This is a genomic window from Parabacteroides goldsteinii DSM 19448 = WAL 12034 (assembly GCF_000969835.1).
Lineage (GTDB): Bacteria > Bacteroidota > Bacteroidia > Bacteroidales > Tannerellaceae > Parabacteroides > Parabacteroides goldsteinii.
On record NZ_KQ033915.1, the window covers coordinates 173,935 to 188,385 of the forward strand.

Here is a 14,451-nt window from a genome sequence, read left to right on the forward strand (position 1 = left end):
TCTCACTTATTTAGAATCTAATACGACATCGTAAAATTCGTTGAATGCATCCATATAAGTTTCCGGCGACTGATAAGGAAGGAACGGAGTATCTTTCTTGGTTGCAATATAGTCCAGTACATCCTGGTTGATCGTTTCACTACCTTGTATCACACCGTCAGCCATATCGATAGCCAGTTTCGTCAAGCCGACAAAGCTGGTATCAGCCTTAATGCCTTTCAGGTCGCTGTCTTTGGCTCCGTCTGTTTTCAGTTTCTGAGCCAGTTCTTTTCTTAACGGTGTTTTAAAATCATCATTATAAATAGAATAGACTATTTTTGCATTTTTAAGACATGGATCATCTGCATACATTCTTTTTATGTATAATGCAGTCAGTGCAGATATCCATCCGTGGCAGTGGATCACATCCGGTATCCAGCGAAGTTTCTTCACTGTTTCCAGTACTCCACGTACATAGAAGATCGAACGGTCGTCGTTATCTTCGTATTCATTTCCCTCTTCATCGCTGACAGTATGTTTACGCTGGAAGAAGTCTTCATTATCAATGAAGTACACCTGCATGCGTGCGGCCTGAATGGATGCTACCTTAATGATTAGCGGATGATCCGTATCATCAATGATAAGGTTCATACCCGACAGGCGGATCACTTCGTGCAACTGATTGCGTCGCTCGTTGATATTTCCGAATTTAGGCATGAAAGTTCTGATTTCGCGACCACGCTCCTGAATGCCTTGCGGCAGATTCCTGCATATTGTTGCAATCTCAGATTCGGGAAGGTAGGGTGTTATTTCTTGAGCTATAAACAAGATTTTTTTTGCATCCATTCTGTAAACTAGTTTTATAAAGACGGCACAAAGATAATAAATTTCTTTCATTTACCGTAATTATTTATTTGCTTTGCACCGTCAATAAGCATCTAAAAAGATGAAAATAGTAAACAGCATTCAAGAATTGAAGCGTTATCTTGCCGAAGAAAGGCAGCATAACAAGCAAATAGGCTTTGTTCCCACCATGGGAGCATTACACAACGGACACCTGAGCCTGGTTAAGCGTTGCGTGGAAGAAAACGATGTGTGCGTTGTCAGCGTTTTCGTAAATCCGACCCAGTTTAACGACAAAAATGATTTAGCGACTTATCCCCGCACGTTGGATAAGGACTGTGCATTATTGGAACCGGCCGGTTGTGATTATGTTTTTGCTCCGACAGAGGCGGAGATGTATCCTGAACCGGATACCCGCACATTTGATTTCGGAACAGTCTCGGCCGTGATGGAAGGGGCGCGCCGTCCGGGACATTTTAACGGGGTGGCCCAGATTGTCAGCAAGCTGTTTTATGCCGTAGAGCCGGATAATGCCTACTTCGGAGAAAAAGACTTCCAGCAGATCGCTGTCATCCGTGCCATGGTAAAACAGTTGAATATCCCTGTAAAGATTAACGCCTGCCCGATTTTGCGTGAGGACGACGGGTTGGCTTTAAGCAGTCGTAACGTTCGTTTAACACCGGAACAACGTCAAAAAGCACCGTTAATAGCACGTACGTTAAAAGAAAGTACTAACTTTGCAGCCGGAAAAAGCGTACAGGAGGTTATTGATTATGTTGTGAATACGATTAATGCCGACCCTGTTATGCGGGTGGAATATTATGAAATCGTAGACGGAAACACCATGGAGTCGATCAAAAACTGGTCGGATACCGATTATGCAGTCGGCTGTATCACGGTCTATTGCGGTGAAGTTCGCCTGATTGATAATATAAAGTATAAGTAGCTGATAAATAAGGTGATTGCCTTTTCGAAAAAAAGTCAGGACTTTTGAGTTTAAAAGTCCCTTATTTTGAAAACAAAAGTCCCTTATTTTAAATGCAAAAGACCCTACTTTCGTTTGAGGGACATTTAATGGTAATCAAATTATACAGAAAACGATGTTTATAGAGGTAGTTAAATCAAAGATTCACCGGGTGACGGTAACAGAAGCTAATCTGAATTATATCGGTAGTATCACTATCGACGAAGATTTGCTGGATGCCGCCAACCTGATTGCCAATGAGAAGGTGGCTATTGTGAACAACAATAACGGTGAACGTTTTGAAACGTATATCATTAAAGGCGAACGCGGTTCGGGCGTGATTTGTCTGAACGGTGCAGCAGCCCGCAAGGCACAGCCTGGCGATATCATCATTATCATGTCGTATGCCATGATGGATTTTGAAGAAGCCAAAACATTTAAACCGGCTGTTGTGTTTCCCGATACAGCAACGAATAGACTGATATAGAGCATCGGTAGCAGCATTTAGAATGTTTTTAAACAACAATAAAGAAGCTCGCCGGTTGCCGGCGGGCTTTTTTTATGGTCTTGTGTTTCCCCATTTAGAAAATAATAAGAGTAGAATATGTATACGAACAAACAAATCTGGAATGTAAGTTATCCTATTTTTCTGAGTTTGTTGGCGCAGAACATTATTAATGTGACCGACACGGCTTTCCTTGGAAGGGTTGGGGAAGTTGAACTGGGAGCCTCCGCGATGGGTGGGCTCTATTATATTTGTGTGTTTACGATTGCTTTCGGATTCAGTACGGGATCTCAGATTGTGATGGCCCGCAGAAATGGTGAACGGCGGTACAGTGATGTAGGACCGGTCATGATACAGGGGGTATTTTTTCTGTTGGCACTGGCGGCTGTGATGTTTTCTTTCTCCCGTCTCTTTGCTAAAGATATTATGCGGTTCATGATTTCTTCCGATACGATTTTGGGAGCAACGGAAGAGTTCCTCGACTGGCGTGTGTTCGGATTCTTTTTCTCTTTCGTCAATGTGATGTTCCGGGCGCTGTTTATCGGTATAACCCGGACAAAGGTATTGACCTTGAACGCTGTTGTGATGGCATTGACGAATGTGCTGCTCGACTACCTGCTGATATTCGGGAAAGGTGGTTTTCCTGAAATGGGTATCAAAGGGGCGGCTATCGCCTCGGTGATAGCAGAGGGGGTGTCGATTGTTTTCTTTTTGGTTTATACCCGTCTGACGGTGGATATAAAGAAATATGCATTGAATCAATTCCGGTCGTTCGACATCAGGCTGCTGAAACGGGTGTTAAGTATTTCTATATTTACCATGTTACAGTATTTTATATCGTTGAGCACTTATTTCATGCTTTTTGTAGCCGTGGAGCATCTGGGGCAACGGGAGTTGGCGATTGCCAATATTGTGCGCAGTGTGTATATCGTTCTGTTGATTCCGGTTAATTCTTTATCCACGGCAACCAACTCTTTTGTCAGTAATAGCATTGGTGCGGGGCATACCGACCAGGTTATCCCGATTATCCGGCGGCTTTCTTATATCTCATTGGGTATTGTGGCTGTATGTGTTTTTATCACTTGTATTTTCCCATCGGCTATCTTGTCGGTTTATACGAATGACGCCTCTTTGATACATGCTTCGATACCTTCGCTTTATGTGATTGCCGGAGCCTTGCTGATAGCGGCTGTCGCTAATATCGTATTTAATGGTGTGACAGGTACGGGAAATACCCGTTCTGCCTTTGCGATGGAGTTGGTGACACTTGTCTTTTATACATTGTTTATCTATGTGGCAGGGATGCGTTTACATCTTCCGGTTGCTATTTGTTTTCTGACCGAAGTTGTTTATTACACCGGACTGCTGCTGGCAAGTGTAATTTATTTGAAAAAAGCAGCTTGGCAGAATAAAAAGATTTAGAGGTTTACATCCTTTTTCTTACCTTTGCACCCTATTACGTTAGAAATTAGAAAGAAAAAAATAAATACACATACGAATATGTTTGAAAATTTAAGCGAAAGGTTAGACAGATCGTTTAAACTGCTGAAAGGTGAAGGCAAGATCACCGAGATTAATGTGGCTGAAACACTGAAAGATGTGCGCAAAGCCCTTCTTGATGCCGACGTAAACTATAAAGTAGCCAAGTCATTTACCGATACGGTAAAAGAAAAAGCGTTAGGACAAAATGTACTTACTTCCGTTAAACCCAGCCAGTTGATGGTTAAGATCGTTCACGACGAACTTGCCAGCCTGATGGGAGGAACGGCTATCGATATTAACCTGAGTGGAAATCCGGCTATTATCCTGATGTCGGGTTTACAGGGTTCCGGTAAGACCACTTTCTCCGGAAAGCTGGCCAATATGTTGAAAACCAAAAGAAACAAGAAGCCGTTGCTGGCTGCCTGCGACGTTTACCGTCCGGCGGCTATCGAACAGTTGCGTGTTGTCGGTGAGCAGGTCGGTGTTCCTGTTTATATGGAGCTGGAAAACAAGAATCCGGTAGAGATTGCGATGAACGCTATCCGCGAAGCCCGTGCCAAGGGTAACGATGTAGTGATTGTCGATACGGCGGGTCGTCTGGCGATCGACGAGCAGATGATGAAAGAGATTGCCGCTATCAAAAGTGCTATCCAACCGGACGAAACATTGTTCGTTGTCGACTCTATGACCGGACAGGATGCGGTGAACACAGCCAAAGAATTTAACGAACGTCTTGACTTCGACGGCGTAGTTCTGACTAAGCTGGATGGTGATACCCGTGGTGGTGCCGCCCTTTCTATCCGTACGGTAGTCGATAAACCGATCAAGTTTGTCGGAACCGGTGAGAAGATGGATGCACTGGATACTTTCCACCCGGAACGTATGGCTGACCGTATCCTCGGTATGGGTGATATCGTTTCTTTGGTAGAACGTGCCCAGGAACAATACGATGAAGAAGAAGCAAAACGTTTGCAGAAGAAGATTGCTAAGAACCAGTTCGACTTCAACGACTTCATTTCCCAAATCCAGCAGATCAAGAAGATGGGTAACCTGAAAGAACTAGCTTCTATGATTCCGGGTGTTGGTAAAGCTTTGAAAGATATCGATATCGACGATAATGCCTTTAAGAGCATCGAAGCGATTATCTATTCCATGACGCCGGACGAACGTGTTAATCCGGCTATCCTGAACGGTTCACGCCGTCAGCGTATCGCCAAAGGTAGCGGAACGACTATCCAGGAGGTAAACAAGCTAATCAAGCAGTTTGATGAAACCCGTAAGATGATGCGCATGCTTACCGCTGCCAAACCGGGAAGTAAGAAATTCCCATCGTTTAGAAGATAAAAACTAAAGAGATATATTATGGAAGACAATCATTATCAATTACTGGACGGAAAAGCCGTCTCTGCTCAGATGAAGAAAGAGATGGCGGAAGAAGTCGCCCAGATCAAAGCTGCAGGAGGTAAGATTCCCCACTTGGCAGCTATTCTGGTAGGTCATGATGGAGGAAGTGAAACCTATGTGGCCAGTAAAGTAAAAACTTGTGAAGAAATCGGTTTCAAATCGACGCTGATTCGCTATGAGGACGATGTGACCGAAGAAGAGTTGCTTCGCCGGGTAGACGAACTGAACAACGATCCGGATGTAGACGGTTTCATTGTGCAGCTTCCGCTTCCGAAACATATTTCAGAGCAAAAGATTATTGAGGCGATCGATTACCGTAAAGATGTTGACGGATTCCATCCGATCAACGTGGGACGTATGTCGATCGGTCTTCCTTGTTTTGTTTCTGCCACTCCGGCCGGTATTCTGGAATTGCTGAAACGTTATGAAATCGAAACAAGCGGCAAACATTGCGTAGTCCTGGGACGCAGCAATATTGTCGGTAAACCGATGGCAACCCTGATGATGCAGAAAAATTATCCGGGAAACTGCACGGTAACTGTTTGTCACAGCCGTTCAAAGAATCTGAAAGAAATGTGCCTGAACGCTGACATCATCATTGTTGCTTTGGGTGTTCCTGAATTCCTGAAAGCCGATATGGTGAAAGAAGGTGCCGTAATAGTTGACGTTGGCACTACCCGTATGCCGAGTAGTGTAACCAAGAGCGGTTATAAGCTGACCGGTGATGTAAAGTTCGACGAAGTCGCTCCTAAATGTTCTTATATTACGCCGGTTCCGGGAGGTGTTGGTCCTATGACAATCATTTCTTTGATGCGTAACACGCTGTTAGCCGGGAAGAAAGCGATTTACAAGTAAAATATTTGTATAATTTTCTTTGAAAACGCTTGCGGAATCAGAAAAAACATCTATCTTTGCACCGTCTTAAAGAGAAATACTCAACGAGACTGAAATGGTGAGCGTAGCTCAGTTGGTTAGAGCATCGGATTGTGGTTCCGAGGGTCGTGGGTTCGAGTCCCATCGTTCACCCCCAAGATAGAAAAAAAAAGCCATCCTGTTACAGGGTGGCTTTTTTTATGTCCATTTAGTAAAAAACTTACCCAGTATCCTATTATTTCCGGATCATACCGTACTTTTTTCAAAATATGAATAACATTTGTTGTAATATTCATGTGTCAATATTGTAGGCATAAATGTCAGATTTGTGAATTGATAGAAATAAAGGAGTCCTATTTTTGTTGTGTAATATTCAAATTAATTAAATTTTTAAATTATGAAAAGCACAATTGTAAAATGGATTTTAAATTTGTTTGTGGGAATTTCCTTGACAACCAGTCCTGTTGAGGCACAAACAATTATTCTGACAAGTGATCAACAACTAAACGATTTAACAGATCCTGATAAAAAAATAGATAATTCGTTGGGGTATGATTCTCGTTTGGAAAGTCTTCGTGATGTTTGTAAACGAGGAAAGAGTTATGGATCGAAAGAACTGATTATTGCGTTTGATGAATTTTTCCGTCAATATCGTACAGATAAGAATACGGAACGAAATTTAACTCCTGATATGGATGAATATGTTGATAAAATAAAAGTTGTCAGCGATTTTGTTTCTAAACAGGATATGGGACTTTGTTTGAGCCTGCTTAGTCCGCTTGAATTGGGTTTGGCATATAAAAATCAAACGGGTAACAGCGGTCGTTGGCTTGCTTATAAAGTCGGATTGAGGAATCCCCGTACAGGACAATTCAGCTTGCAGATGTGGCAGCAGTTGTTTTGGACGAATAATAAGGGACAAACTCCGGTTAAACTTAAAGGTGTAAAGGCTTATGCTTTTAAAGAAAAGGTGGTATCTACATCTATGCGATCTGTAAATCCGGATGATATTGTTTTATTGGAAAATGTGAAATATGAGGAGATTGATTCTATCAATGGCTCTGATCAGGGAACAATTCCGATGAAGCGCTTACGTATCTATGGTGATGGAATCCAATGTGCAGGTTTTGATCGGGTTATGGTTATGTTAGAATATGAAACTCAGGAAATGGATTACTTTGATCCGGAAGCTCCGGCTTTCTTGAGTAACTTGTTAAAGAAGTACCATGATAAAAAAGTAAATCTGACTTCCCTGTATTCTGATGAAATGCATATTCAACAAGATTGGTTTTATTTTGGACATCACGAAGAAGGTCAGTTTGCAGAACGTTATCTGACTAAAAATATGGCATGTCGGTATGAAGAGAAGTATAACCAGAAATTTGATGATCGCTACATGCTCTATTTTGCGTACGGAGCTCCGATGTTCCGTCCTACAACTGATGCAGTTGTCAATATTCAATATGTTTTGGGAGAAACACCGGATGCAATACATCGTACATTTTTATTACGTGACCGTTATTATCGAATGTTGAATGATGATGTAGTCAACTTATTCAAAAATGCGAAAGATTATGGTGAAAAGCTGTTTGGGCATGAATTGAGTACGTCGGCGCATGCATCATGGGCACAGAGTCCTACGATAGACTATTGGAATTGTGAGAAACTATATGGCAATCGTTATAAATATGAATATACATCCAATTTTATCTGGGGTAATACGGTACATCAGGCGTCTGCTGCTTGTTATGATTATTTTAAATGGAGTGAATATCTGCAACCGACCGGTAATGATTTTGCTGAAGGTGGTTGGAGTGACCGTAATTATTACGGGGCGGCAATGGCTGCATCCATAGGTGTTATCAATAAATATCCGAATGCCTATGCAGCAGCTTGGGGAATGCCGGATAAAGCTCTGGAACGTAAAATGGCTATAAATTATGCGTATGGTGCCAGTCCGAGTGAGCCAATCCGCTTAATGACAGGAAATGTGCACCGCGATACTGAAGTGTTGATTCTTTATCCGATGAATTTGGTTGCTGTGGAACCGCGTTTTGGAAGTTGGATGACGCAATATGGATATGCAAATTATCTGACAACTGATAAATTGCTTGAAATGGGAACTGTACAATCGGACGGACATATCCAGGTCGCAGAAAAAAAGTACGGAACATTGGTTGTTATGTTTGAGCCGTTACCGGAAAAAGGATTACTGGATATGATGGAACGTTTTGTTAAAGCTGGTGGAAAGGTTGTCTGGTTCAGTACTCCGCCTCTGATCGATAAAAGTGGGGAAAATTGTACCAGGCAGTGGCAGAAACTGTTTGGAGCTCAGTATAACCATGATTGTTATATGGGGGAAATTGCATCCGGGAAAATGATTGATTTTTCCGGGAGTTTGTCTGATGTTCCGGATCAGTCAATCCTGACAGATTTTATTGTGGACCGGATTTATCCGGTAACTCCCGTTTCTAATGCGGAGATTATAGCTTATTCAGACAAGAAAGTGGTTGGGACAATGCTTAAATATCCTGATGGAGGAATTGCTTGTTATTGTGGTTTCCGTCCACGTGATGACCAATCGGCAAGCCTGGGGTATGAAACCCGTACTTTGTTTGAAATACTAAATGCTTGTAATGCTTATCCTTCTACCGGAAAGTTTGTGGTAAATGATAATCCGTCGTATCTTTCAAGGACTGGTGAATATTTTGTTTCTTCTTTCCCGAATTCAACAACCATGGTAGTAGCACATTATCGTACACATGCTGAAAGTTGGTTTGGAGGTTTCTCAAGAAATCAGGAAGATGATGAAAAAGTATTGCTTGAAAATCCTCTTCCATCAGATCGGATAGAATTGAAACAGGCAAAAATTAACGGGCATGAGGTATCATATGTAGGACGTTTATCTTTAGGCTTTCGTTTAGACGGTCAACAGCTGATTGCATTTTCAGGACAGCAGTGTAATGAAATTACTCTTGACGGAACTCATTATAAATTTGCAGATACCCCCGTGGATTTAACATTTTCGCCTGTAGATAATGATATGTCCCGCTATCAGATGTATGTTGCCGGTGAGGGTAAAATAAGCATACCTCTTCCTGCACATATGAAAAAAGCTGAAGTCCGTTTTAATGGTAAAAAAATTAATTGTTCGGTGGCTGACCATCGTCTTACCCTGATGATTTTACCAGTTTATGCAGGAAAAAGGTTGGATCTTAGTTTGAAATGAGAAGGATAATTAGTAAAAAATATTTTATGAAACATTATTTCGTATTGGGAATGATCTTTTTATTGTTACTGTTTACAAGAATAGGACAAGCACAGGAAAGATTGGATTTATCGGCACAGATACCCATAGTAGCCTGGTATGGCATAAGGGCAAATGAAGCGACCGTTGAGCGTTTCAAGGAACTGAAAGAGGCTGGATTTACTATAAACTTTAGTGAGTATTCAAGTTTGGAAGAAGTGGAAAAAGCGCTTGACGCCGCACATAAAGTAGGTGTGCAGCTAATAATAGCTTGTCCTGAGTTACGTAAAGAACCAGAAAAAACTGTTCGGAAATTTATGGAACATCCGGCGGTTGCAGGTTATTTTTTACGGGATGAGCCTGTTGTTGCAGATTTTGCAGCGCTAGGTGATTGGGCTAAAAGAATACAAGCTGTAGATAATCGCAAATTTTGCTATCTGAACTTATTTCCGACAGGAGGTGAGGAGCATTTGAGGTTTTTGGGTGTTCAGAATTATCGTGATTATATTACCCGTTTTAATAAAGAGGTTCCTCTACCATTTCTTTCTTTCGACCATTATCCGGTTCTTGGAGATAATGTTTTGAAAGCTGAATGGTATGAAAATCTGGAAGATTTCTCAGATGAAGCAAGAAAAATCGGTAAGGATTTCTGGGCGTTTGCTCTTGCTACCAAACATGGACCATATCCTGTTCCGACACGCGCTTCTTTACGGTTACAACTATATAGTAATCTGGTTTATGGAGCCCAAGGGTTACAGTATTTTACTTATTGGACACCGGCTGGTGATTCTTTTTATGATTATCAACACGGACCGATTGGTTTGGATGGTAAGCGAACGGAAGTTTATGATTTGGTGAAAGATATGAATGCCGAGATCAGATCAATTGCCGGAATCTTTTTGGGGGCAAAAGTTTTGTCGGTCAGACATACAGGAAGTGTTATACCGAGAGGTACGACACGTTTGACCACTCTTCCTGAAAAGGTGAAGGTTTTGGATACACATGGATATGGAGCCATTATTTCATTGCTGGAAAATGGAGGTAAGAAATATCTTGCTATTGTAAACAGAAGTCTGATGGATACAATGGAGCTTACCTTTTATGCAGATCCCTCCGTGAAACGTGTATTAAAAGACGGAAGTCTTGTTTCTGCTGAATCGTATACAGCTACTTTATTAATCTCTCCCGGAGATATATTGATTTATTTGTTGGAAAAATAGAAATTGGGAATGCATTTGAAATAAGAAATATTTATATCAGATGTATTTGTCAAAAATGAAACTTGAAAAATCATTTTTTTTATATTTAATAAAAAAATAATTTGTTCCTTTGATATTAGTAAAAATATATACCGTGTAGAACAGATGAAACAGATTAATGAAACCGAAAAAACGCAGGTTATAACCTGTATAATTGACAAATCTTTTTGTCAATTATACAGGTTATAACCTGTATAATTGACAAATCTTTTTGTCAATTATATTATTCTATAATAAAATCTTGTATTTGGTTAGTGCTTTTGAAAAGTGCTATTTTGACTATCCTTTGTAAATCATCCATCCCTATATATAAAGAAACAGGATAAAAATAAGCTTCTTTATCCTGAAAAATCCTATTTGTTTTTTGTTAAATCGTCATTTGAACGGAGTAAAAACATGGTTTTTGCTCCGTAGTGAAATCTTTATGTCTTTGCCGAAGTATTCTTTGGCTAGAATTCGGTTAATTATGATAATAATACAAACTTTTATTGTGATATGTAAACGAAAATTGTTGAATCTTTTACCCTTTCATAAGAATTTTAGGGTAAAAATTGAAGTAAAGATGTTGAACTGTTTCTGAAATGAGTATTCTTGATTTTGTCAAAAATGAGAACTTGTGAATCTCTCAAATGCACGTGAATAATTGTGTATATACTTTGTTATTAAGCTTGCTTACTATAATGTACAATAAGCTAATCTTTTATGAAAAATGTCAGATTAACAAAATTAGGAGGCAAATCAGCTTTGCTGATCACCTCATTGTTGTTAACCCCTTTCTATGGGTATTCGGAAAAATCTAATGTTATACCGGAAAAAAACGAAAAGGCAGGAGTTCAACAACAAACTTCGCTATTAACAGGTATTGTCTTGGATAAAGACGGTTTCCCGTTGATTGGTGTAAATATTATGGAAAGTGTTACAAACGGAACTGTTACCGATGCAGATGGTAAATTTTCCATTAAAGTCACTCCACAGTCTGTGTTGCGTGTATCCTATATTGGATATGTGACACAAACAATAAAGGCAGGGAGCCAGAAATCTGTATCTATTACATTGCTTGAAGATACAGAAACACTGGAAGAAGTAGTAGTGGTTGGATACGGTTCCCAAAAGAAAGTGTCTGTAACCGGAGCAGTCGCTGCAATACAGACGAAAGAACTGAAACAAAGTTCTGCTGCGAATTTGTCAACCGCTTTGGCTGGACGTCTACCGGGATTAACCGCTTTGCAGACATCCGGACAACCGGGTGGAGATGATGTTACATTTTATTTACGTGGGGCCAGTACGACAAATGGAGCAAATCCTCTTATTTTAATAGATGGTGTGCCACGTGATAATATTTCTACGTTAGACCCGAATGAAATTGCTTCCGTATCTATATTAAAGGATGCATCTGCTACTGCAGTATTTGGCGTTCGTGGTGCTAATGGTGTTATAATGATTACCACACGTCGTGGTGAGGTAGGAAAAACAGAATTAAGTATTTCTGCGGATTATAGTTTGCAGCAATTTACTGCCCAGGCAGATCGTATTCACTCCTGGGAATTTGCTGAGTTACGTAATCAGGCGTTTCGCAATGATGGATATTCTGAAGCGGATTTACCTTACACCGATTATATGATCGATATGTATAGGTCTGGTAAAGATCCTGTATTTTATCCGGATAGGGATGTATATAGTGAATTTTTTAAAAAATGGGCTCCTCAAACTCGTGTTAACGTGAATTTGAGTGGAGGAACAGAAAAATTGAGCTATTTCATGAATGTTGCTTATTTGGGGCAAGGAGGCCAATTCCGCACGGAATCGGAGAAGGATCTGGGATATGATCCGAGTTATAAATCGGATCGTTATAATTTTCGTGCAAACCTGGATTATAAAGTACTTTCAAATTTAAAGCTTTCTTTGAATCTGGCTTCTTACTTGGAAAAGGTAAATACTCCACAAACAAAAACTCTTTTTGGAGGAAGTGTCGCTGCTATGATTGAAAATATGAGGGCTTATATTTGGGGAACACCTCCGACAGATCCGGGACCACTGACTCAAGAGGGTTATACGTTGATAGATGGAACATCTGTTCCGGCTGGTGAGGTTGTTAATCAGTCTGGTCAGGACCGCAATACTTATGGGGAAATAAACCGTAGAGGGTATCAGCAGGAAACGAATACTAATTTGAATTCATCGTTAATCGTGGATTGGGGATTAGATTTCATAACGAAAGGACTTAGTAATAAATTTATGATTTCTTTTGACTCAAAAGCTGTGACTACTTTACAGGGAGTCCGATCGTATGATGCTTATGGTGTGTCGGTTGCCAGAACGGCGGAAGACCAATCTTATTATACAAAAGTGAGAACGAATGAAAATAATGCTATTTCTCTCTCAAAGTCTATGTCGACCAACTATTATATGAATATGCAGTATTCATTGAATTATGCCCGGAAATTTGGAGTGCATGATGTCACAGGGATGGCTCTGGTTCAACGTGATAATTGGCAGGAATATGCAGCAGATTTACCTTATAATATGTTAGGTGTTTCAGCGCGTGCTACTTATGGATATGATTCTCGTTATCTGGCTGAAGTAAATATTGGATATAACGGTTCCGAGCAATTTGCAAAAGGACATCGTTTTGGTTTTTTTCCTGCTTTTTCCGCAGGTTGGGTGGCTAGTAATGAAAGTTTCCTGAAAGATAATAAGACTATTTCTAATTTGAAGTTACGTGCTTCTTATGGTAAAGTGGGTAATGATAAATTAGGTAGTACACGTTTCTTGTATATAAGTAACATTACGAGTGGTGGTGGAGTTATTCCTTCTTTAGGACGTGGGCAAGCCATTTCACAAGGGAAATTAGGAAATACCAATTTAAGTTGGGAAATTGCTTATAAACAGAATTATGGAGTTGACATACAGTTGTTTAATGAACTGTCTTTAACTTTTGATTATTTTAAGGAAAAACGTGAAGGAGTTTTGATATCTCGTGGTACAGTACCTGAAATTCAGGGAGTAGCACTTGGTAATCTGCCAAAAGTCAATATGGGACGTATTGATAATCATGGATATGAGTTGGAGGCAACTTACAATAAGCGATTAAACGATGATTGGTCATTTACTGTAAAGGGAAATTTCGCGTATAATAAGAATACCCAACGTTTTATGGATGAAGCACAAAAAACGGCTGATTATGCATATCGTTACAGAAGTACAGGTTACAGTATAGGACAGTGTTTCGGATATAAAATAGACTATAGTAATGGTAATGGATATATTAATACACAAGAAGAACTGGACAACGCTTTGGCTACTTATCAGGTAGGAGGAACTCCTCGTTTGGGTGATTTTCTTTATGTGGATATAAATGAAGATGGTGTAATTGATGAGAAGGACCAGGCTCCGATCAAGTATAGTGATATACCTCGTATTACTTATGGCTTTTCTGGTTCTGTAAACTGGAAGAATTTTGATTTTTCATTTTTGTTTTCCGGTATAGCTAAAGCATCCCGTGTATATACTGGTTGGGGAGCTACAGAGTTCGGTTTGGTTGGTTTCTACAGTGATTATCATTTGCAGGCTTGGACTGCTGAACGTTATGCTAATGGTGAAGAAATTAAATATCCAGCCTTGGCATCCTCACCCGGAACTAGCCAGAAGGCAAATGATTTCTTTATTATGGATCGTTCTTTCCTGCGTTTGAAGAATATAGAACTGGGGTATACATTGCCTAAAAAACTTTTGAAAAAAGTCGGAATTAATAGTACACGAGTTTATGTAAACGGGAATAATCTATTGACATGGAAGGCCATGAAAACTGATGCAATTGACCCAGAGCAAAGTGCAGAGCTTAATTATCCGATTACTAAGATGATGAATTTTGGTATTAATGTGACATTTTAATCAT

General features: G+C 40.2%; 9 protein-coding genes and 1 tRNA gene. 9 read left to right on the forward strand and 1 reads right to left on the reverse strand.

Annotated features, from left to right (window positions below; translation table 11 throughout):
• Nucleotides 1-6: 6 nt before the first annotated feature.
• Nucleotides 7-825 carry a glycogen/starch synthase gene (locus tag HMPREF1535_RS24825; protein ID WP_044215231.1) on the reverse strand — a complete coding sequence of 273 codons (819 nt, stop codon included), beginning with the start codon at nucleotides 823-825 and terminating at the stop codon, nucleotides 7-9.
• 100 nt (nucleotides 826-925) lie between these two features.
• Here HMPREF1535_RS24825 and panC point away from each other — a divergent pair, with 100 nt between their 5' ends.
• The 9 genes from panC to HMPREF1535_RS24870 all read left to right on the forward strand — a co-directional run bounded on the left by panC (nucleotide 926) and on the right by HMPREF1535_RS24870 (nucleotide 14,447).
• Nucleotides 926-1,768 carry a pantoate--beta-alanine ligase gene (gene panC / locus HMPREF1535_RS24830; protein WP_007654091.1) on the forward strand — a complete coding sequence of 281 codons (843 nt, stop codon included), beginning with the start codon at nucleotides 926-928 and terminating at the stop codon, nucleotides 1,766-1,768.
• 154 nt (nucleotides 1,769-1,922) lie between these two features.
• On the forward strand, nucleotides 1,923-2,273 hold the full coding sequence (gene panD / locus HMPREF1535_RS24835) for an aspartate 1-decarboxylase (protein WP_007654090.1): 351 nt from the start codon (nucleotides 1,923-1,925) through the stop codon (nucleotides 2,271-2,273).
• 117 nt (nucleotides 2,274-2,390) lie between these two features.
• Nucleotides 2,391-3,713: an MATE family efflux transporter gene (locus HMPREF1535_RS24840; protein ID WP_007654089.1), complete on the forward strand. Its 1,323-nt coding sequence runs from the start codon at nucleotides 2,391-2,393 to the stop codon at nucleotides 3,711-3,713.
• Between the two features lie 78 nt (nucleotides 3,714-3,791).
• Nucleotides 3,792-5,117 carry a signal recognition particle protein gene (ffh, locus tag HMPREF1535_RS24845; protein WP_007654088.1) on the forward strand — a complete coding sequence of 442 codons (1,326 nt, stop codon included), beginning with the start codon at nucleotides 3,792-3,794 and terminating at the stop codon, nucleotides 5,115-5,117.
• A gap of 18 nt (nucleotides 5,118-5,135) precedes the next feature.
• The gene (gene folD, locus HMPREF1535_RS24850) at nucleotides 5,136-6,032 is read left to right on the forward strand and encodes a bifunctional methylenetetrahydrofolate dehydrogenase/methenyltetrahydrofolate cyclohydrolase FolD (RefSeq protein ID WP_046147955.1); all 897 of its coding nucleotides are present in this window, start codon (nucleotides 5,136-5,138) and stop codon (nucleotides 6,030-6,032) included.
• 96 nt (nucleotides 6,033-6,128) lie between these two features.
• A tRNA-His gene (locus tag HMPREF1535_RS24855) sits at nucleotides 6,129-6,207 on the forward strand.
• 240 nt (nucleotides 6,208-6,447) lie between these two features.
• Nucleotides 6,448-9,279, forward strand: coding sequence for a hypothetical protein (locus HMPREF1535_RS24860; protein WP_046147956.1), 2,832 nt, complete (start codon nucleotides 6,448-6,450; stop codon nucleotides 9,277-9,279).
• A gap of 26 nt (nucleotides 9,280-9,305) precedes the next feature.
• Complete coding sequence (locus tag HMPREF1535_RS24865) at nucleotides 9,306-10,517, forward strand: hypothetical protein (protein ID WP_007654077.1); 1,212 nt, start codon at nucleotides 9,306-9,308, stop codon at nucleotides 10,515-10,517.
• A 741-nt stretch (nucleotides 10,518-11,258) separates the two neighbouring features.
• Nucleotides 11,259-14,447, forward strand: coding sequence for a SusC/RagA family TonB-linked outer membrane protein (locus HMPREF1535_RS24870; RefSeq protein WP_046147957.1), 3,189 nt, complete (start codon nucleotides 11,259-11,261; stop codon nucleotides 14,445-14,447).
• Nucleotides 14,448-14,451: the final 4 nt, after the last annotated feature.

Coding starts and splice junctions, on each gene's coding strand:
- ffh (WP_007654088.1), top strand. CDS start 3,792: ATGTTTGAAAATTTAAGCGAAAGGTTAGACAGATCGTTTAAACTGCTG.
- HMPREF1535_RS24860 (WP_046147956.1), top strand. CDS start 6,448: ATGAAAAGCACAATTGTAAAATGGATTTTAAATTTGTTTGTGGGAATT.
- HMPREF1535_RS24870 (WP_046147957.1), top strand. CDS start 11,259: ATGAAAAATGTCAGATTAACAAAATTAGGAGGCAAATCAGCTTTGCTG.
- folD (WP_046147955.1), top strand. CDS start 5,136: ATGGAAGACAATCATTATCAATTACTGGACGGAAAAGCCGTCTCTGCT.
- HMPREF1535_RS24825 (WP_044215231.1), bottom strand. CDS start 825: ATGGATGCAAAAAAAATCTTGTTTATAGCTCAAGAAATAACACCCTAC.
- HMPREF1535_RS24865 (WP_007654077.1), top strand. CDS start 9,306: ATGAAACATTATTTCGTATTGGGAATGATCTTTTTATTGTTACTGTTT.
- panD (WP_007654090.1), top strand. CDS start 1,923: ATGTTTATAGAGGTAGTTAAATCAAAGATTCACCGGGTGACGGTAACA.
- panC (WP_007654091.1), top strand. CDS start 926: ATGAAAATAGTAAACAGCATTCAAGAATTGAAGCGTTATCTTGCCGAA.
- HMPREF1535_RS24840 (WP_007654089.1), top strand. CDS start 2,391: ATGTATACGAACAAACAAATCTGGAATGTAAGTTATCCTATTTTTCTG.